Source organism: Pandoraea apista (assembly GCF_001465595.2).
In the GTDB taxonomy this organism is placed as follows: domain Bacteria; phylum Pseudomonadota; class Gammaproteobacteria; order Burkholderiales; family Burkholderiaceae; genus Pandoraea; species Pandoraea apista.
In genome coordinates, this window is record NZ_CP013481.2 from 2,519,715 (window position 1) to 2,538,497 (window position 18,783).

Below are 18,783 nucleotides of genomic sequence, written 5' to 3' on the forward strand. Positions count from 1 at the left end.
CGGCGGTGCAATGTGGGGCAGCTCGGACAATGCCCAATCCATCGCTACGATTCGCTGCGCCGTTGAGCGCGGTATCTATTTGATCGACACCGCGCCGGTGTATGGGTTTGGTCACTCGGACGCGGTGGTGGGGCGCGCACTGGAAGGGCTGCGCGAGGCCGGTAAGATTCGCACCATCGGGGTGAGCAACTTTTCACCCGAACAGATGGACACGTTCCGGCGTGCCGCGTCGCTCGCTATGGTGCAGCCGCCGTACAACATCTTCGAGCGCGCCATCGAACGCGACGTGCTGCGATACGCCAAACGTGAAAAGCTGGTTGTGCTCGCGTACGGCGCGCTATGTCGTGGGTTGCTCTCGGGACGCATGACCGGGAACGCGACGTTCGATGGCGACGATCTGCGCAAGTCCGATCCGAAGTTTCAGCCGCCCCGGTTCGGCCAGTACCGCGCTACCGTGAGCGCGCTAAAGGCGCTTGCGTAAAATCGTCACGGTCAATCGGTGCTCGCACTCGCCATTCGCGGGGTGCTCGATCGGGGCCGGACGGTGGCGCTTGGGGGGGGGCAGAACAATTGAACAGCGTACACGATGCCTTCGGACGGAAACTCTCGTCGCAAGATCTCGCCGATATCGACGCCATTTTGACGAAGTAAGTGACATCACCTGTCGCTCCGGAATTCATGGCGCCGCCGTTGCGTGATTGGAGCGGGGAAGATGAGAAGCGCTGAGGCGTGGGGCGGGCGTAGCTGGCGATTGGTTTTTCTGCGTTTGCCGTCAATCGACTCGCTCGCTCATTCGCGCTGTGCTGCATTGAGCCGGTCGATGGAGGTATTGCTGTGTCGCAAGAGGGGAGTCCCGGCAGAGATTCGGACTCCGACCTATCTGCACGGGTTTGCCGCCGCTTAGCTTGGTATCGACGGGCATCTGGAAATGCGCCCGGGGTTCCGGGGCAGGGGCATGAAAAAAGCCGATGATCCAGGAGATCATCGGCTTTTTGTATTTTGTTGGTGCCCAGAAGAGGACTCGAACCTCCACGGTGTTACCCGCTAGTACCTGAAACTAGTGCGTCTACCAATTCCGCCATCTGGGCCCCGTCAGCTCGCTACTGCTTGCTCGCTGCGAAGAAGTGAGATTATGCGGATATCATGCGGGAGTGTCAACACTTGTGCGGAAAAAATTTTCTTTTCCTTCACACTCTCCCAACCCCGCGCTCAAATTCCGCACAGGTGGAAGTTTTCGCGAGGTTTGCCGTATGATTGTCCCTAACTGTGCGATGCCGCTATCCGCGCTACGCACACCCCCCACGGACCGTCGGGCGCATGGTGCGCCACTCGGCCGGACTCAACCGGCACAGTAACGCTACCGACCTTTGAGCAAATATCCCTATCCGATTCCGAGCCGCGAAGAAATCCTCGGTGTCCTGCGCACCGCCGATTCCGCGCTGTCCGCCAACGATATCGCCGAAGCCCTGGCCATCAAAAAGCAGGAACGCGAAGGCTTCTTCAAACGCCTCGCCGCGATGGAACGCGATGACCAGATTCGGCTCGACCGCCGCGGCTACTATCAACTGACCCACCCCTCGAACTTCATCGCCGGCCGTGTTATCGGCCACCGCGACGGCTATGGCTTCGCCGTGCGGGAGGACGATGGCGACGACCTCTTCCTCCCCAACGAGGAAATGAAGAAGGTCATGCATAACGATCGAGTCCTTTTGCGCATCGCCGGCTATGATCGCCGCGGTCGCCCGGAAGGGCACATCGTCGAAGTGGTCAGCCGTGCCAATACCCACGTTATCGGTCGCCTCCTCAATGAGAACGGCGTGATGGTCGTCGCCCCGGAAGACAAGCGCATCGGCCACGACATCCTCATCCCGCCCCGCGCCCAAGGCAAGGCCAAGGTGGGACAAGTCGTCTCCGTCGAACTCACCGATTACCCCAGTCGCTACAGCCAGCCGATCGGCCGCGTCTCGGAAGTTCTCGGCGATATCGACGACCCCGGCATGGAAATCGAAATCGCCGTGCGCAAGTATGGCGTCCCTCACCAGTTTTCCGCCGAAGCTCTCGCCGCCGCTGGCGCACTCCCCGACGAGGTTCGCGCCCCCGACCTGCGACATCGCATCGATCTGCGCGATGTCCCGCTCGTCACTATCGATGGGGAAGACGCCCGCGACTTCGACGATGCAGTCTATTGCGAGCCCGCCAAAATCGGCCGCACCAACGGCTTCCGCCTTATCGTCGCCATTGCCGATGTGTCGCATTACGTCACCCCCGGTGGCCCGCTCGACGCCGACGCACTGACACGCAGCACCTCTGTCTACTTCCCGCGACGCGTCATTCCGATGCTCCCGGAAAAGCTCTCGAACGGTCTGTGCTCGCTCAACCCCGACGTGGATCGCTGTGTACTCGTGTGCGACGCCCTCGTTGCGCCGAACGGCGAGGTGAAGGCATATCAGTTCTATCAGGCCGTCATCCATTCGGCCGCACGCCTGACGTACACGGAAGTTGCCGCAGTCCTCGGTAATACCAAGGGGGCCGAAGCGCAGCGACGCGCCGCATTGCTGCCGCACCTGCAAAACCTGTACGACCTTTACAAGGTGCTGGCCAAGGCCCGCAAGTCGCGCGGTGCCATCGAGTTCGATTCGACCGAGACCTACATCGTCTGCAACGCGCAAGGCAAGATCGAACAGATTCTGCCGCGCACGCGCAACGACGCTCACCGCCTCATCGAAGAATGCATGCTCACGGCCAACGTGTGCGCTGCCGACTTCCTCAAGCGTCACAAACAGGCCGGTCTGTACCGTATTCACGCCGGCCCGTCGGGCGAGCGCCTCCAGGTGCTGCGCACGTTTCTCAAAACCCTCGGGCTTTCGCTCGGCGGGGGAGACGAACCTGCGACGTCCGATTACTCGGAACTGATGACGCAGATCGAGTCGCGTCCCGACGCCCCCATGCTCCAGACCATGCTTCTGCGCTCCATGCAGCAGGCGGTCTACAGCCCGGACAACATCGGTCACTTCGGTCTCGCCTATCCGGCTTATACGCACTTCACCAGCCCGATTCGCCGCTACCCGGACTTACTCACCCACCGTGCCATCAGGGCGATCCTTGCCGGCAAGAAGTACGAGCCGGAGATTCCGGCGGGTGTCGAGCTGACGACCGGTCTGTCGCCTCACGCGCGCAAGCTGCAAAAAGACGACGACGCGGCCAAGGCCAGGAAATCCGCCAGTGCGAAGAAACGCGATGCCATCTGGGACGAACTTGGCCTGCATTGCTCGGCGAACGAGCGCCGCGCCGACGAAGCCTCGCGCGACGTGGAAGCGTGGCTCAAGTGCTACTTCATGCGCGACAAGCTGGGCGAAGAATATGGCGGCACGGTCAGCGCCGTGACCTCGTTCGGTATCTTCGTGCAACTCGACGATCTCTTCATCGAGGGCTTGGTGCACGTTACAGAACTGGGCAGCGATTACTTCCAGTTCGACGAAGCGCGTCACGAACTGCGCGGCGAACGGACCGGTATTCGGTATCGCCTTACCGACCGCGTTCGTGTGCAGGTGAGCCGTGTAGATCTTGACGCCCGCAAAATCGACTTCCGCCTCGTGCGCGAGCCGAACGCCCGCACGCTCGCCAAGACCTCAGGTCGTGTGGAGCGCGGTGGTGCGCCGGTGCCGGCACCGGCTGCCGGTACGCCCGGTCTGGCGGGATCGGCAAGCGCCGGCCCGACCATCCGTCAACTGCCCAAGGGCGGTGCATTGCTCAATGGGGTGCAGCCAGCCCCGATCGGTAAGCGGCCTGCCAAGCCGAAGCCTGCGAAGGCGAAAGACGCGCGTGCCGAGCGTGGCGCGGCGCCGCCGATCAAGCGCACGGGCGGCGGCGGGAAAGCGCCTGCGAAGCGTCCGGGCGGTCCGGCGAAAAAGCAGCGCCGTTGATGGGCGCCTCGCGTTGCGGCCGGTATCCTGCGATATCGATACGCGGCGCATGGGCGGCCCAATGGGCGGTTTGCAGTAAGATGGGCGCCTTGTGCCGGTAGCGACCGGCATCTGATGCCCGCGATGGATTGCGGCGGCGGTGGCCCATGCGGGCTCCGCCGCCGTCGTGCTTTGTACGGCGACAGTTGCGAGCGGCCGTACGGGCACACGCTATTTTGAGGATGTGAAATGAGTCAATTGAAAATGCTGTTCGGCTTTCACGCCGTGACTGCGCGTCTGCGCCACGACGCGGGCAGCGTCGAAGAAATCTACTACGACCCGAGCCGTCGCGACCGTCGCATGACCGACTTCCTGAAACACGTCGAGTCGGTCAAGGGCGCGCCGGGCGTTAAGATCAAGGTCATTCAGGCCGACGGCAAGCGTCTCGACGGCATGGCCGGTTCGTCGCGTCACCAGGGGGTTGTCGCTCGGGCTCAGGAAGTGTCGCTGGCGCTCAATCTTGACGAACTGCTCGACGGCATTTCGGGGCCGCCGCTGCTGTTGGTACTCGACGGTGTGACCGATCCGCATAACCTCGGTGCGTGTCTGCGCGTTGCAGACGGGGCGGGGGCGCACGCTGTGATTGCACCAAAGGACCGCGCCGTCGGCCTGAACGCGACCGCTGCCAAAGTCGCCAGCGGGGCTGCCGAAACCGTGCCGTACATCATGGTGACGAACCTCTCGCGCACCTTGCGCGAATTGCAGGAGCGCGGCATCTGGGTCGTTGGCACGTCCGACGATGCGCCTGCCGACATTTACGGCACCAAGCTCACCGGCCCGATGGCAATTGTCATGGGGGCGGAAGGCGAAGGCATGCGTCGACTCGTGCGCGAGACCTGCGACGAGTTGATGAGCATTCCGATGGCTGGCGGCTGCGAAAGCCTGAACGTCTCGGTGGCGAGCGCGGTTTGCCTGTATGAAGCGGTGCGCCAGCGTGCCGTGGCAGCCAAGGGCGCCAAATAACGTCTGAGAAAGCGCCGGGAAAGGCCAAGTGAAAGCCACTGCCCGGCGTGCGATCGCCGGGCGTCTTGCGTGACTGGTTTGCGGACCTTTGCGCGATACTCGCCGCCGGTTGCTTATCGGGCGGCTTCGATCAGCCCTTCAAGTTTGACGGCGTCGGCGGCGAAGGCGCGAATGCCTTCGGCGAGTTTTTCCGTGGCCATTGCATCGTCGTTGAGTGCGAAGCGGAACGACGGTTCATCCGTTCTCACGCGATCGATGGTTGCGGCGCGGGCATCTTTCGGGTCGAGTTTGCGCGGCACGTCGCCCTGCGTCGTGCGGAGTTGTTCGAGTAGCGCGGGGCTGATCGTCAGCAGATCGCAGCCTGCGAGTGCCAGAATTTGTCCAGTCGAGCGGAAGCTCGCGCCCATGACTTCCGTGTCGTAGCCAAAATGCTTGTAGTAGCGGTAAATGGTGGCGACCGAGCGCACGCCCGGGTCATTTACGCCGGCATTGTCCGCTTCGACCCAGTTCGTGCCTGCCGACTTCTTGTACCAGTCGTAGATCCGGCCGACGAACGGTGAAATCAGCCGCGCGCCTGCTTCGGCACAAGCAGCCGCTTGTACCAGCGAGAAGAGCAGCGTCATATTGCAGCGAATCTTGTCGCGCTCGAGAATCTCGGCGGCGCGAATCCCTTCCCACGTCGATGCAATCTTGATCAGCACGCGATCGCGCTCGATGCCTTGCGCCTCGTACATTGCGATGAGCTTGCGTGCACGGGCGACGGTGCCTGCCGTATCGAACGACAGTCGGGCGTCGACTTCCGTGGACACACGGCCCGGGACGATATCGAGAATCTCGCGGCCAAAAGCAATCAACAGGCGGTCGATGATTTCGTCGGTGGATTCGGCGCGGTGTTCGCTGACCACGCGCGTAAGAATTGGACGATAGGCGTCCTTCTGAACGGCGCCGAGGATCAGCGACGGATTGGTCGTGGCGTCTTGTGGCTTATAGGCATCCATCGCCTGAAAGTCGCCGGTGTCGGCTACGACGATGGTATGGCGTTTGAGCTGATCAAGCTGATTCATGAGAGCGCCCCTGCGAAAAATGCATTGCGTGACGTGAAGTCCGGGATGCGTCCCGGCGATGAAAAACGGCGCGGCACGCCCGACTCCGGTAAACTTCCGACTTTACCAAACTTTGCTGGAAATCCCCATGACCCAAGACGAACTCAAGCGCCTGGTCGGCCAGGCAGCCGCCGACTATGTGAACCAACACGTGCCCGAAGGCAGCGTGATCGGCGTGGGCACGGGGTCCACGGCAAACTGCTTTATCGATGCGCTCGCAGCCCACAAGGACCGCTACCGCGGCGCCGTTTCCAGTTCCGAAGCCAGCACCGAGCGTCTGCGCAAGCATGGCATTGAAGTCTTCGACCTCAATCAGATCGAAAGCCTGCCGGTCTACGTTGACGGTGCCGACGAGATCAACGCCCTTGGTCACATGATCAAGGGGGGCGGTGGGGCGCTTACGCGCGAGAAGATCGTTGCATCGGTGGCAAAGGAATTTGTCTGCGTTGTCGACGCCTCGAAAGAGGTCGCGGTGCTTGGCGTATTTCCGCTGCCGGTTGAAGTCATTCCGATGGCGCAGGCGAGTGTGGCTCGCGCGCTGGCGGCACTTGGCGGCAAGCCGCAGGCGCGCGTGCGTGCCGATGGCAGTCCGTACGTGACCGATAACGGCTGTGCGATTCTCGACGTTCATGGCTTGCAGATACTGGACCCGGTGGCCTTCGAAGCACAAGTCAACCAGATTCCCGGCGTTGTGACCGTGGGGCTTTTCGCACAACGCGGCGCGGATATCACGCTGATGGGTACGCCGGAAGGTGTGCGTACCATCGACTACAAAAACTGATTCCGGGAGGGCAGGATGGCTGGATCGCGTCGTCTTCCCGAAACCTGGTTCCGCCGAGGCTTGTGGCTGATCGCCGTGTTATTCGCGGTGTTTCTGATTGGTCTTGGCGGGCTTGTCGTTGACAAACTGCCGGGGGTTGCCCCGGCGCCCACACTCGATTCGTTCGTTGACCGTGTGCAGGCCGAGCGTGCCGACGCGTCCATCAAGCAGGCGCAGACGCAGTTGGAAGACATCGATGGGCAGATAGAGACGGCGCGTTTGCAGCTCAAGGCGCGCAGCACTGCATATCGCAATGCTCGGGAGTCGTTCAACGATTGGGTGGCGACACGAACGGCGACGGCGCAGGCCAGTCAGGATGCGGAGCTTATTTCGCGCACCCGTGCGCTGGACACGCTGAAGTCCGCAGAGCGCGATGCCCAGACGCAAGTTGACACGCTAGAGGCGAAGCAGTTGGAGGCCCAGCGTGCGGTACAGACGGCGCGCAACGCGCGTGACGCGTTGAATACAGCGGCGGGTGAGCAGTTGGCTGCGATTCAGCGTTCGCAGGACCTGAAGGTTTTCGGCATTCGATTGGCGTTAACGTTGCCGTTGTTGGCGGTAGCGGGCTGGCTCTTTGTGCGGCAACGCAAGAGTACGTGGTGGCCGTTCGTGTGGGGTTTCGTATTCTTTGCGTTGTTTGCGTTCTTCGTGGAGTTAGTGCCGTATCTGCCGGACTATGGTGGCTATGTCCGGTATCTGGTTGGCATTGTGTTAACGGTGCTGATTGGTCGTTATGCGATCGTATCGTTGCAGAAGTACTTGGCGAGGCAGAAGGCGGAAGAGCAGTTGCCGGACGAGGAGCGTCGCAAGACGTTGTCGTACGATCTGGCGCAGGCGAGGCTGGCGAAGTCGGTGTGTCCGGGGTGTGAGCGTCCGGTGAAGCTGGACGACCCTGAGCGCGACTTCTGCGTACACTGCGGCATCTGTTTGTTTGATCGATGCGGTACGTGTACGACGCGAAAGAATGCGTTTGCGCATTTCTGTCATCGCTGCGGTGCGCGTTCGATGGGAACTGGTACAGAGGGCCCTGCGATCAAAGCGACCTGAAAACAGCATCAGTAAAAAGAAAAGAAAAAAGCACACGGGGCGATCCGTGTGCTTTTTTTTGCGTCTGGCCAAAATGTGGAGACGGTTCGGCGCTCCTTTCTGCAGCGAGTTGGGGTTATGTCTGAGAGGCGGAAAGGGGCGCTGGACCGTCTGGAGGGCGGTGTCAGGCGGTGAAGAAAATCACTCGGAAGGCGGAGGCACGTAGCCTTGAGCGACATCGGCCCCGTCACCGAAGAAATACTTTTCGGTTTGTTTCACGAGATATTGACGGGCACGAGGATCGGCCATATTGAGGCGATTTTCGTTGATCAGCATCGTTTGTTGCTTGAGCCATCCGGCCCAGGCTTCTTTCGAGACGCTTTCCCAGAGGCGTTTGCCGAGTTCGCCGGGCATGGGGGGGAAATCGAGACCTTCGGCTTCTTTACCGAGCTTGATGCATTGAACCATGCGTGCCATGGGGGAACTCCTTCGTAATCGTCGTGTGGCGTGAGAGGGGGGCCGTGCGCTGGCGGACGTCTACCGGGGTAAGACGGGCGCATCGGGTGGATGCGCAGCGGCCGATGTTTGGATATGGGGGCAGGGGAGCCAGACACAAGGGAGGAAATCCTTGGGGAGGCCCACAGCCTGCCGGTCCGTGGTTAAAGTTTTTTGATGAGTACCAGCGAGCGGCGTTGCCAGTTGTAGAGGCGGCGGCGATCGGCGGGAAGGTCATCGACCCCGGCTTTGACGAAGCCGCGCTTGAGGAACCAGTGTTCGGTGCGGGTGGTGAGCACGAACAGGCGTTCCAGGCCGCGGGCGCGGGCGCGTTGCTCGATGTGTTTGAGCAGGCGTTCGCCGTCTCCCGAACCTTGGGCTTCCGGATCGACTGTCAGGCAGGCCATCTCGCCGATGCGCTCGGTGGGATAGGGGTAGAGTGCTGCACAGCCGAAGAGGCGTCCATCGTGCTCGATGACCGAGAAGTGGTCGATGTCACGTTCCAGTTGGTGGCGTCCGCGTCGTACCAGCGTGCCATCCGATTCCAGAGGTTCGATGAGTTGCAGAATACCGCCGACGTCGTCGATCGTGGCTTCGCGCAGGCTTTCCAGGTTCTCGTACGAGATCATGGTGCCCACGCCATCGTGTGAGAACAGTTCGAGCAGCATGCTGCCGTCGAGTGCGAAGGGCACGATGTGCGCGCGGCCCACGCCTGCGCGGCAGGCGCGCGTGGCGTATTTCAGGTAAAAGGCCGAGTCGCGGTCGAGCGAGCCTTGCGACTGTAGGCGCTGGGCATCTTCGAGCGTCAGTTCACGCTGCAACTCGTTGTATTCGTTGAGAACGCCGGGTGTCTCGGTGATGAAGATCAGCTTATCGGCACGCAACGCGATGGCGGCCGACGAGGCCACATCTTCCATCGTCAGGTTGAACGACTGGCCCGTGGGCGAGAAGCCCAGCGGCGAGAGCAGTACGATCTTGCCGTTCGCGAGCGACAGGCGGATCGATTCGGCGTCCACCTTGCGCACCACGCCCGTGTGCTGGAAGTCCACGCCGTCGACGATGCCGACCGGACGACCGGTGACGAAGTTGCCCGACACCACGCTGATGCGCGCGTTGCCCATTGGCGTGTTCGGCAGCCCCTGGCTGATCGACGCTTCGATGTCCAGACGCAGCTCGCCCGCCGCTTCCTTCACTGCTTCGAGTGCGGCCGCGTCGGTAATGCGCATCTGCTGGGCGAAATGCGATTCGATATGTCGCAGGCGCATCTGCTCTTCGACCTGGGGTCGTGAGCCGTGCACCAGCACAATGTGCATGCCCATGGCACACAGCAGCGCAACGTCCTGAATCAGCGAGTCGAGCCCGCCGGCGGCGACAAGCTCGCCACCGAAAGCGACCACAAAGGTCTTGTCGCGAAACGCGTGGATATAAGGGGCGACCGATCGCAGCCAGTCCACGAACTGGGCTTGGTGGGCGGTCTCTTCGTCTTGTAGGGCGGGGTCGGGTTCGGTCAGCATGAGTGTACGTGCGCAAACATGCGCAGATTATATAATGCGCGCCCATGGCAAGTGATGAACGAAATCGACAATCTCCGCCCCCGAAGCCGAAAGTGATGGCGCCGGGGCACACGCGTGCCCAATCCACGGCCACTGCGTCAACCCAGAAGGCTGCCAAAGGCGCCTCCCAACCGTCGGGCGCAGGCAATGCCCGTGGCCGGACCCCTGCGGGCGCACGTCGCCTAACGGCTGCCGAGCGCGATGCACGCGACGCCGAACGCCTGGCCGCCCGGCAGGCCACCGCCAATCGCGTTCCTGAAATCCAATTCCCTGAAGCGCTGCCCGTCTCCGGCCGGCGCGAGGAGATTGCGCGCGCCATTGCCGGCCACCAGGTCGTGATCGTGAGTGGCGAGACCGGGTCGGGCAAGACCACCCAGCTTCCCAAAATATGTCTGGCCCTCGGGCGCGGACTCGGTGCCGGCGGCACCGGCCTCATCGGCCATACCCAACCGCGCCGGATTGCGGCGTCGGCCACCGCGCGCCGCATTGCCGACGAACTGAATACGCCGCTGGGCGAGATCGTCGGCTTCAAAGTGCGGTTCAACGACACCCTGTCGAATGGCGCGTCTGTCAAATTGATGACCGACGGGATTCTGCTTGCCGAGACGCAGACCGATCCGCTGTTGCGCGCGTACGACACCATCATCATCGACGAGGCGCACGAGCGCAGTCTGAACATCGACTTCCTGCTTGGCTACCTCAAGCAACTGCTGCCGCGCCGCCCGGACCTGAAGGTCATCATCACTTCGGCCACCATCGATGCAGACCGCTTCGCCCGCCATTTCGGCACTGGCGAGGGCGACGATCTGCGCCCGGCGCCCGTTATCGAGGTGAGCGGCCGCCTGTACCCGGTGGAGGTGCGTTACCGGCCGATTCAGGACGACGCGCGCATCGCCAACGCCGAAGGGCGCGACGGCAGCCGCGCAAGCGCCCGGGATCGCGAGCGCGACCTGATGGACGGCATTGTCGACGCGGTGGACGAACTCTGCCGCGAAGGCTCGGGCGACGTGCTCGTGTTCCTGCCCGGCGAGCGCGAAATTCGCGAAGCCGCCGAGGCGTTGCGTAAGCATCACCCGCCGCACACCGAAATCCTGCCGCTCTTCGCGCGACTCTCGGCGACCGATCAGGAGCGCGTGTTCAAGCCGTCCAACGCGCGGCGTATCGTGCTGGCGACGAACGTGGCGGAAACCTCGCTCACCGTGCCGGGTATCCGCTATGTGGTCGACGCCGGCACGGCGCGCGTCAAACGGTACTCGTACCGCAACAAAGTCGAGCAACTGCAAATCGAATCGATCTCGCAAGCGGCCGCCAATCAGCGGGCAGGGCGTTGCGGCCGTGTGGCCGACGGCGTGTGTATTCGTCTGTATGACGAGACCGACTTTCAGTCGCGAGCGCGTTTCACCGACCCGGAAATCCTGCGCTCGTCGCTCGCGGCCGTCATTCTGCGCATGCAGTCGCTTCGCCTCGCGAAGGTCGAGGAATTCCCGTTTATCGAACCGCCGCCCGGGCGCGCCATTGCCGACGGCTACCAACTGCTCAACGAGCTGGGCGCCGTCGACGACACCAATCAGCTCACGCCGCTCGGGCGTGAACTGGCGCGTCTGCCGCTCGACCCTCGCGTGGGGCGCATGATTCTCGCCGCGCGCGACCACCAGTCGCTGCGGGAAGTCCTCATCATCGCAAGCGCGCTCGCCGTGCAAGACCCGCGCGACCGGCCCATCGAGGCGCAGGACGCCGCCGACAACGCGCATCGCAAGTTCGCCGACGAGAAATCCGAATTCCTCTCGTGGCTCAAGATATGGCAGTGGTTCGAAGAGGCGATTGCCCACAAGAAGTCGAACCGACTGCTGGCGCAGGCATGCCGCGAGAACTTCCTCTCGCAGTTGCGCCTGCGTGAGTGGCGCGACGTTCACAGCCAACTGCTCACCGTTGTGAGAGAGCAGGGCTGGCGTCTCAACGAATCCGAAGCGACCTACGAGCAACTGCATCTGGCGCTCCTCGCCGGCCTGCTGGGCAATATCGGCTGCAAGGCCGAGGACGATCCGCATTTCCTCGGTGCACACGGTATCAAGTTCCATATCTGGCCGGGGTCCTCGCTTGTGAAGAAAGCCGGCCGATGGGTGATGGCTGGCGAACTCGTCGAAACAAGCCGCCTCTATGCGCGGTGCATCGCACGTATCGAGCCCGAGTGGATCGAACGCGTCGGCAAGCACCTCGTGAAGACTTCGCTTTCCGACGCGCATTGGGAGAAAAAGGCCGCGCAAGTCACCGCCTACGAACGCGGCACGCTCTACGGTCTGACGATCTACGCGCGTCGGCGCATGAATTTCGGCCCGCGCGATCCGCGCCGCGCCCGTGAAATCTTCCTGCGCAGCGCGCTCGTGGAAGGCGAATGGGAAACGAAGCTGCCGTTCTTCGCGCACAACCGCAAGCTGATTGCCGATATCGAGCAACTTGAGCACAAATCGCGACGTCAGGACGTACTCGTCGACGACGAACTGATCTACGCGTTCTACGACGCCAACGTGCCCGAAGACCTCTACGACGGCACGAGCTTCGAGCATTGGTATCGAGAGACGGCCAAGGGCACGCCGAAGCTGCTCTACCTCGTGCGCGACGACCTGATGCGCCACGAAGCGGCCGGCGTCACGACGGATCTGTTCCCGAAGAAGACGACCATCGCCGGCATAGAAATGGCGCTCACGTACCACTTCGAGCCGGGTTCGCCGCGCGACGGGGTAACGCTCGCCGTGCCGCTCTACGCGCTCAATCAGGTCGATGCCCGCCGCTGCGAGTGGCTGGTGCCGGGCATGCTCAAGGAAAAAGCGCATCTGCTCATGAAGTCACTGCCACAGAAGCTGCGGCGTCACTTCGTGCCGTTGCCGGAATATGCGGCAGGCTTCCTCGACCGGGCGACATTCGGACAGGGTGCGCTGCTCGATGCCCTCATGGCCGATGCCCGGGAGTTGACCGGCGTCATGCTCAAGTCGAGCGACTTCAAGCTCGAAATGCTCCCGGCGCACTTGTCGATGAACTTCAAGGTGATCGACGAGCACGGGCGGCAACTTGGCATGGGGCGCAATCTTGCGCAACTGCGCGCCGAACTCGGCCAGCAAGCGCAGCGCACATTCCAGCAGATCGCGGCGAAGAGCGGCGCGACGCCCACCGGCGGCACCACCGTGGATTCGCAGGCGCGAGGGGACGTGGCACCGTCGTCGCAGGCGGTAGCAACCTCAGGTCGTGGTGAGGGCAAAGCCGGGGTCAAAGGCGCGGGCAAGGTGGCGCCAGCCTCGGGGGCTGCCGTCGAGCCAGGCCGTTATGACAACCTCACGACGTGGAGCTTCGGCGAACTGCCCGAAATGCTCGAAATCCGGCGCGGCGGTCAGACACTGTTCGGTTACCCGGCGCTGGTGGACCGCGGCGATCATTGCGATCTGGAGGTGTTCGACGATCCGGATGAGGCGCAACGTCAGCATCGCGCGGGCCTGCGGCGGCTCTTCGCGATCCAGTTGCGCGAGCAGGTGAAGTATCTGGAGAAGAACATTCCCGGCTTGCAGCAGATGGCGATGCAGTACATGAATCTGGGCACGCAGGAGGAACTGCGTGAGCAGATCGTGGATCTGGCGCTTGAGCGTGCGTGCCTCCAGTTACCGTGGCCTAGTGACAATGCGTCGTTCGTCGCGCGTAAGGACGAGGGGCGCGGACGTCTCACCCTGCTCGCACAGGAGATCGCGCGTCTGGCCGGGCAGATACTCACCGAGTACGCCGCGTTACAAAAAAAGCTGGCACAAGCCAAGCCGTTTGCACAAGCGTATGCCGATCTGACGGCGCAATTGCAGCGCTTGGTCGGCAAGCGATTCCTGATCGACACGCCGTATGCGCAATTGGCGCACTTCCCGCGCTATCTGAAGGCCATGACCGGGCGCATCGACAAGCTCAAGGCCGACCCGGCGCGTGACGCACGCGCCATGAGCGAACTCGGACCGCTGCTGCAGAACTGGCAGCGTGCCACGTCGCAACGCCGCGATCATGGCGACGCGCGCCTCGAAGAGTTCCGCTGGTTGCTCGAAGAACTGCGCGTCTCGCTGTTCGCGCAGGAGTTGCGCACGCCCATGCCGGTGTCGGTCAAGCGTTTGCACAAGGTCTGGGAAGCGTTGCAGCGCTGATACGACCGGAACCGGCAGCTCGCCGGGCGAGTGTCGCGTGGGAAGCCTCTGCCCGATATGACGTCCGGCGTCTGCTTCGGGCGCCACTTTTTGCAGGCAATCGCGCCGGCGGTTTGCGTTACATCAGGAAGTGTCCGAATAGCGTTTCGCCAGATCAAAAAAGGTGCGCTGCGGGCGCGCTGGCGGGGTGTTCCCGGCCTACAATAGCGAGGCTTTTTCGAGGCGTCGTGTCCGCGTGCTTCGCGACGGCTTCAGTCATCTGATTCAGTCACTTTTCTGCCCATTTTTCTCCCGAGAGACTCTGTAATGCGCAAACTTCTGATCGCTGCCGGTCTGGCGGCTTCCTTGGGGCTGGCAGCGCTCGCCGGGCCGGCCGGAGCGGCTGCGCCGGTACCCGAGAATGTCGTGGTTGTGCTTAATTCGGCCGACGCCAGCGTCAGCCTGATCGACAAGGCGACGCAGAAGGTCATTCAGACGTTCCCGGTCGGCAAGGAGCCGCACCACCTGATGGCCACGCCCGACAATCAGTCGCTCATTGTGGCGAATTCGGTCGGCAATAATCTCGTCTTCCTCGATCCGAAGTCGGGGCAGATTCAGCGCAAGATCGAGAACATCGAAGACCCGTACCAGATCGGCTTCTCGCCGGACAAGAAGTGGTTCGTGGCCAACGCGCTGCGTCTGGATCGGGTGGACGTGTACCGTTTCGACGGCAAGAACCTGAGCGTGGCGCAGCGTATTCCGCTCAAAAAAATGCCGAGCCATCTGGTGTTCACGCAGGACAGCAAACTCGTGTTCGTCTCGTTGCAGGAGTCGAACGAGATCGCCGCCATCGATCTGGCGACCCAGAAGGTGCTCTGGAAGCTGAAGGTGGGCGACAGCCCGGCCGGCGTGTGGCTTACGCCGGGCGATAAGTACCTGCTCGTGGGCATGACGGGGGCGGACTACGCCGCCGTGGTCGATTGGCGCAATCAGAAGGTCATCAAGACAATTCCGACCGGCAAGGGCGCGCACAACTTCCGCTCGCTCGCCGACGGCAAACATGTGCTGATTTCGAACCGCGTGTCGAGCACGATCAGTATCATCGATCAGGATGCCCTCACGAATGTGGGCAACATTACCGGATTGCTCCCGGGACCGGACGACATGGAGCTTTCGGCCGACCGAAAGACGCTGTGGGTGACGTTCCGTTGGGCGCGGAAGGTGGGCATCATCGACATGACGCAGCGCAAGCTGATCAATACCATTCCGGTCGGGCGTTCGCCGCACGGGATCTATTTCTACGACCGCGCACCGGTGCTGTAACATCGAACTATCGCCATCCAGGCCCTATTGACCGGGCGTCTTCCGGACGCCCGGCCCCGCTACATGTTCGATTCGCTGGTCGACGGTTTCTCTACCGCCTTTCCGGCGGTGCAGACCGAGATCTACACCCGCATCACGCAGCCGGTGTTTTTTGCCACCGGACTGATATCGTTTGCCGCCAACGGCATTCGCGACCCACTCCCGCCACAGGCGGGCCGTCTGGCCGACGATGGCGAGGGCTTCCGGGCCCGGCAATGGTTCGGCTTGCGGCGTCTGTGGGCGAGCGTGCCGGCACGCCGCCCCGGCGCTTCTGACTCCGCCTCTCGTACCGACGGCACCGGCCGTACCAAATCTGCATGAACGATATTCTTCGCGCGCTTGGCCGCGCGCTCGTGAGCCTGTTGCATCCGCGCATGCTGTGGCTTACCGCAATGCCCTTCATCGTCTCCGGCCTGATCTGGGGCGCTGTGATCTGGTTTGGCTGGGAGCCATTTACCGATTTCCTGCGCGTCTGGCTCGAACAGTGGCAGTTCACTCAGTGGATCTATCGCTTTTTCGGCTTTTTCGGCGTGGACAGCGTTCGCATGGCGCTAGCTCCCTTCATTCTGGTGGCGCTCCTTGTGCCGCTGATCGTCGTCACCGCGCTGTTGCTGATTGCGGGGTGGTCGATGCCGGCGGTGCTGCGGCACCTCTCACGCCGCCACTTCATTCATCTGGAAGCGCGGCAGGGCGGCTCGTTCTGGGGCAGTCTGGGGCAGTCGCTCGGCGCCACCGTGGTCTTTCTCGTTGCGGCACTCGTGACGCTGCCGCTGTGGCTCGTGCCGCCGTTCTTCGCCATCGTGCCGCCGTTGTTGTGGGGCTGGCTGACGTATCGCGTGATGACCTACGATGCGCTCGCGTTTCACGCGAGCCCCGAGGAACGCCGCCGGATCATACGAGAGCGTCGCTTGCCGCTGCTGGTGATCGGCGTGGCCACTGGGTTGCTCGGTTCGCTGCCCACGCTGCTGTGGGTCTCGTCCGTCATCATGATCGTGCTGTTCCCGGTGATTGCGTTGCTGGCGATCTGGCTCTATGTCGTGATCTTCGTCTTTTCGGCGTTGTGGTTCGCGCACTACTGTCTGCGCGCGTTGTCGCGCTTGCGCCTGGAAGAGGCCACACGGCATGAGCCGACGCTCGGCGCAACAGTGCTGCCCGACACGGGCACGCTGTCGCCCGAGAGCGAAGACTTGCCGCCAGCCTTGTCGCCGCCGTCACCTCCCGCGCCGCCGCCGGGGCAGGGGCCGTCAAACGGTTCGCCGTGAAAGTGGCACAATCGCTCCACAGCGCGGCTGCCGCCGGGCGGTGCTGCGCGTTCCCCCAAGGCTCTGACGACATAACAAAGGAAGCATCATGGCGGTAGGCATCATCATCATTGGCGACGAGATCCTCTCGGGACGTCGTCAGGACAAGCATCTCCCCAAGATCATCGAGTTGCTCACCGAGCGCGGCATGCAGTTGGATTGGGCCGAATATGTGGGCGACGATCCGGCGCGCATCACGGCAACGCTGCGCCGCACGTTCGCCAGCGACGATATCGTTTTCGTGACCGGCGGCATTGGTGCGACCCCCGACGATCACACGCGACAGTGCGCGGCAGCGGCGCTGAATGTGCCACTCGTGCTGACACCGGAAGCCGAGGCGCTCATCATGGAGCGTATTGCGGATACCAGTCCCGACGGCCGCGCCGACATGAGCCAGCCGGACAACCGGCATCGTCTCAAGATGGGGGAGTTTCCGGTCGGCGCACGCGTACTGCCGAATCCGTACAACAAGATTCCCGGCTTCTCTGTCGAACAGCATCACTTTATGCCCGGTTTCCCGGTCATGGCCTGGCCGATGATGGCGTGGGTGCTCGACACGGACTACGCGGCGTTGCACCACATGACGAAACACGCCGAGCGATCGGTGCTCGTCTTCGGGCTTGCCGAGTCGACGCTGACACCGCTCATGGAAGCCATCGAGGCGGAGTACCACGGCGTGAAGGTGTTCAGTCTGCCAAGCGTGGGCGACCCGCAGCGCGGGGAGGTCTATGCGCGCCGTCACATCGATCTGGGTGTGAAGGGCGACGACCCTTCGCTGGTCGGCGCAGCATTCGAGCGCCTGGTCGCCGGCGTGAACGCGCTGGGCGGCGAGATCATTCATCCGGCGGAAGCCGTTGCGCTGCCGGAGGGCGTGCGGCCGTCGGTGAAGTAGGACATGTCGGGGCGGTTGAGAGGCGCTCCGATGCAATAGAAAACGGCGCTTGCCCTGTTACCGGGCAAGCGCCGTTTTTCTTTGGCGGAATTCGGCGGCAGCGGGTGAGGCGGGGGCCTCGTGCCGGTCAGAATCCGGCGAGCACGAGCTTGCCGATGGTGCGTCCGCCTTCAAGCTGCGCGTGGGCGCGGCGCAAGTTCACCGCGTTGATCGGGCCGATGACCTCGCCGAGCGTCGTGCGCAGCGTGCCTGCGTCAACGAGCCGTGCAACTTCGGTGAGCAGCTTGTGCTGCGCAATCATGTCGGGTGTCTCGTACATGGCGCGCGTGAACATGAATTCCCAGACGAAGGTAGCGCTCTTGCTTTTGAGCAGGCCGACTTCGAGCGGTTTTGCATTCTCGACTATCGAGCAGATCTTGCCTTGCGGTGCAACTGCTTCGGCCATGGCCGGGAAGTGGGCGTCGGTGTCGTTCAGGCACAGCACGAAATCCACCTGTGGTATGCCAACTGCCTTCAGTTGCGCGGGAATGTCCTGATAGTGATCGATGACGTGTTGGGCGCCGAGCTGACGGCACCAATCCGCCGATTCCGGACGCGACGCGCTTGCCACGATGGTCAGCTTTGCAAGACGTCGTGCGAGCTGAATGGCGATGGAGCCCACACCGCCGGCACCGCCGACGATCAGGATCGATTTGCCTTCGTCGCCGCCGTCGGGCGCGATGCCGAGCCGGTCGAAGAGAGCTTCCCAGGCGGTGATGGTGGTGAGCGGCAGGGCGGCGGCACTCACGAAATCGAGCGATGCGGGCATGTGGCCGACAATGCGTTCGTCAACGAGATGGAACTCGCTGTTCGCGCCCGGACGGGTGATGCTGCCCGCGTAGTAGACCGGATCGCCGACCTTGAACAGCGTGACGTCCGGGCCGACAGCGGCGACAGTGCCTGCGGCATCCCAGCCGAGTACGCGCGGCGTGTCTTCAACTTTGTCTTTCGGCGCGCGGACTTTGGTGTCGACGGGGTTCACCGAAATCGCTTCGACCTTGACCAGCAGGTCGCGTCCGGCCGGGCTCGGCGTGGGCAGCTCGATGTCTTCGAGCGATTTCGGGTCGTCAATGGGCAGGTAACGGGTCAATCCGATGGCTTTCATCTGCTTTCTCCTGGAGT

General features: G+C 62.7%; 14 protein-coding genes and 1 tRNA gene. 10 read left to right on the forward strand and 5 right to left on the reverse strand.

Annotated features, from left to right (window positions below):
- Window positions 1-10: 10 nt before the first annotated feature.
- The gene (locus tag AT395_RS26120; RefSeq protein ID WP_231606135.1) at window positions 11-481 is read left to right on the forward strand and encodes an aldo/keto reductase; all 471 of its coding nucleotides are present in this window, start codon (window positions 11-13) and stop codon (window positions 479-481) included.
- A gap of 522 nt (window positions 482-1,003) precedes the next feature.
- Here AT395_RS26120 and AT395_RS11775 read toward each other — a convergent pair.
- Window positions 1,004-1,088: transfer RNA gene (locus tag AT395_RS11775), tRNA-Leu, on the reverse strand.
- Window positions 1,089-1,367: 279 nt separating this feature from the next.
- On the opposite strand from AT395_RS11775, the gene rnr reads away from it, so the two are divergent.
- Window positions 1,368-3,923, forward strand: a complete 2,556-nt coding sequence (rnr, locus tag AT395_RS11780; protein ID WP_042115689.1) for a ribonuclease R — start codon at window positions 1,368-1,370, stop codon at window positions 3,921-3,923.
- Between the two features lie 228 nt (window positions 3,924-4,151).
- The gene (gene rlmB, locus AT395_RS11785; protein WP_042115690.1) at window positions 4,152-4,925 is read left to right on the forward strand and encodes a 23S rRNA (guanosine(2251)-2'-O)-methyltransferase RlmB; all 774 of its coding nucleotides are present in this window, start codon (window positions 4,152-4,154) and stop codon (window positions 4,923-4,925) included.
- A 113-nt stretch (window positions 4,926-5,038) separates the two neighbouring features.
- On the opposite strand, the gene tal is transcribed toward rlmB, so the two are convergent.
- Complete coding sequence (tal, locus tag AT395_RS11790; protein WP_048629295.1) at window positions 5,039-5,989, reverse strand: transaldolase; 951 nt, start codon at window positions 5,987-5,989, stop codon at window positions 5,039-5,041.
- A gap of 127 nt (window positions 5,990-6,116) precedes the next feature.
- Between tal and rpiA the strand changes: the two genes are divergently transcribed.
- Together rpiA and AT395_RS11800 are read left to right on the forward strand one after the other, a co-directional pair.
- Window positions 6,117-6,809: a ribose-5-phosphate isomerase RpiA gene (gene rpiA, locus AT395_RS11795; protein ID WP_042115692.1), complete on the forward strand. Its 693-nt coding sequence runs from the start codon at window positions 6,117-6,119 to the stop codon at window positions 6,807-6,809.
- A 15-nt stretch (window positions 6,810-6,824) separates the two neighbouring features.
- Entirely contained in the window at window positions 6,825-7,895 is a 1,071-nt protein-coding gene (locus AT395_RS11800; RefSeq protein WP_048629296.1) for a zinc ribbon domain-containing protein, read from the forward strand.
- Between the two features lie 180 nt (window positions 7,896-8,075).
- On the opposite strand, the gene AT395_RS11805 is transcribed toward AT395_RS11800, so the two are convergent.
- Both AT395_RS11805 and argA read right to left on the reverse strand, forming a co-directional pair.
- On the reverse strand, window positions 8,076-8,351 hold the full coding sequence (locus AT395_RS11805) for an oxidative damage protection protein (protein ID WP_010804639.1): 276 nt from the start codon (window positions 8,349-8,351) through the stop codon (window positions 8,076-8,078).
- 182 nt (window positions 8,352-8,533) lie between these two features.
- Complete coding sequence (gene argA, locus AT395_RS11810) at window positions 8,534-9,883, reverse strand: amino-acid N-acetyltransferase (protein WP_042115694.1); 1,350 nt, start codon at window positions 9,881-9,883, stop codon at window positions 8,534-8,536.
- A 95-nt stretch (window positions 9,884-9,978) separates the two neighbouring features.
- Between argA and hrpA the strand changes: the two genes are divergently transcribed.
- From hrpA to AT395_RS11835, 5 genes are all read left to right on the forward strand, one after another.
- Complete coding sequence (gene hrpA, locus AT395_RS11815; RefSeq protein ID WP_048629297.1) at window positions 9,979-14,088, forward strand: ATP-dependent RNA helicase HrpA; 4,110 nt, start codon at window positions 9,979-9,981, stop codon at window positions 14,086-14,088.
- Between the two features lie 306 nt (window positions 14,089-14,394).
- On the forward strand, window positions 14,395-15,390 hold the full coding sequence (locus AT395_RS11820) for a YVTN family beta-propeller repeat protein (protein WP_042115696.1): 996 nt from the start codon (window positions 14,395-14,397) through the stop codon (window positions 15,388-15,390).
- Window positions 15,391-15,453: 63 nt separating this feature from the next.
- A complete protein-coding gene (locus tag AT395_RS11825) occupies window positions 15,454-15,750 on the forward strand; it encodes a hypothetical protein (RefSeq protein ID WP_058375191.1) in 297 nt (98 codons plus the stop codon).
- Window positions 15,747-16,691, forward strand: a complete 945-nt coding sequence (locus tag AT395_RS11830) for an EI24 domain-containing protein (RefSeq protein ID WP_042115698.1) — start codon at window positions 15,747-15,749, stop codon at window positions 16,689-16,691. Before AT395_RS11825 ends, AT395_RS11830 begins: the two co-directional genes overlap by 4 nt.
- 88 nt (window positions 16,692-16,779) lie before the next feature.
- Window positions 16,780-17,622, forward strand: a complete 843-nt coding sequence (locus AT395_RS11835) for a competence/damage-inducible protein A (protein ID WP_048629318.1) — start codon at window positions 16,780-16,782, stop codon at window positions 17,620-17,622.
- A gap of 127 nt (window positions 17,623-17,749) precedes the next feature.
- Here the strand turns inward: AT395_RS11835 and AT395_RS11840 are convergent, their stop codons facing one another.
- Window positions 17,750-18,766, reverse strand: coding sequence for a zinc-binding alcohol dehydrogenase family protein (locus tag AT395_RS11840; protein WP_042115700.1), 1,017 nt, complete (start codon window positions 18,764-18,766; stop codon window positions 17,750-17,752).
- Window positions 18,767-18,783 lie beyond the last annotated feature (17 nt).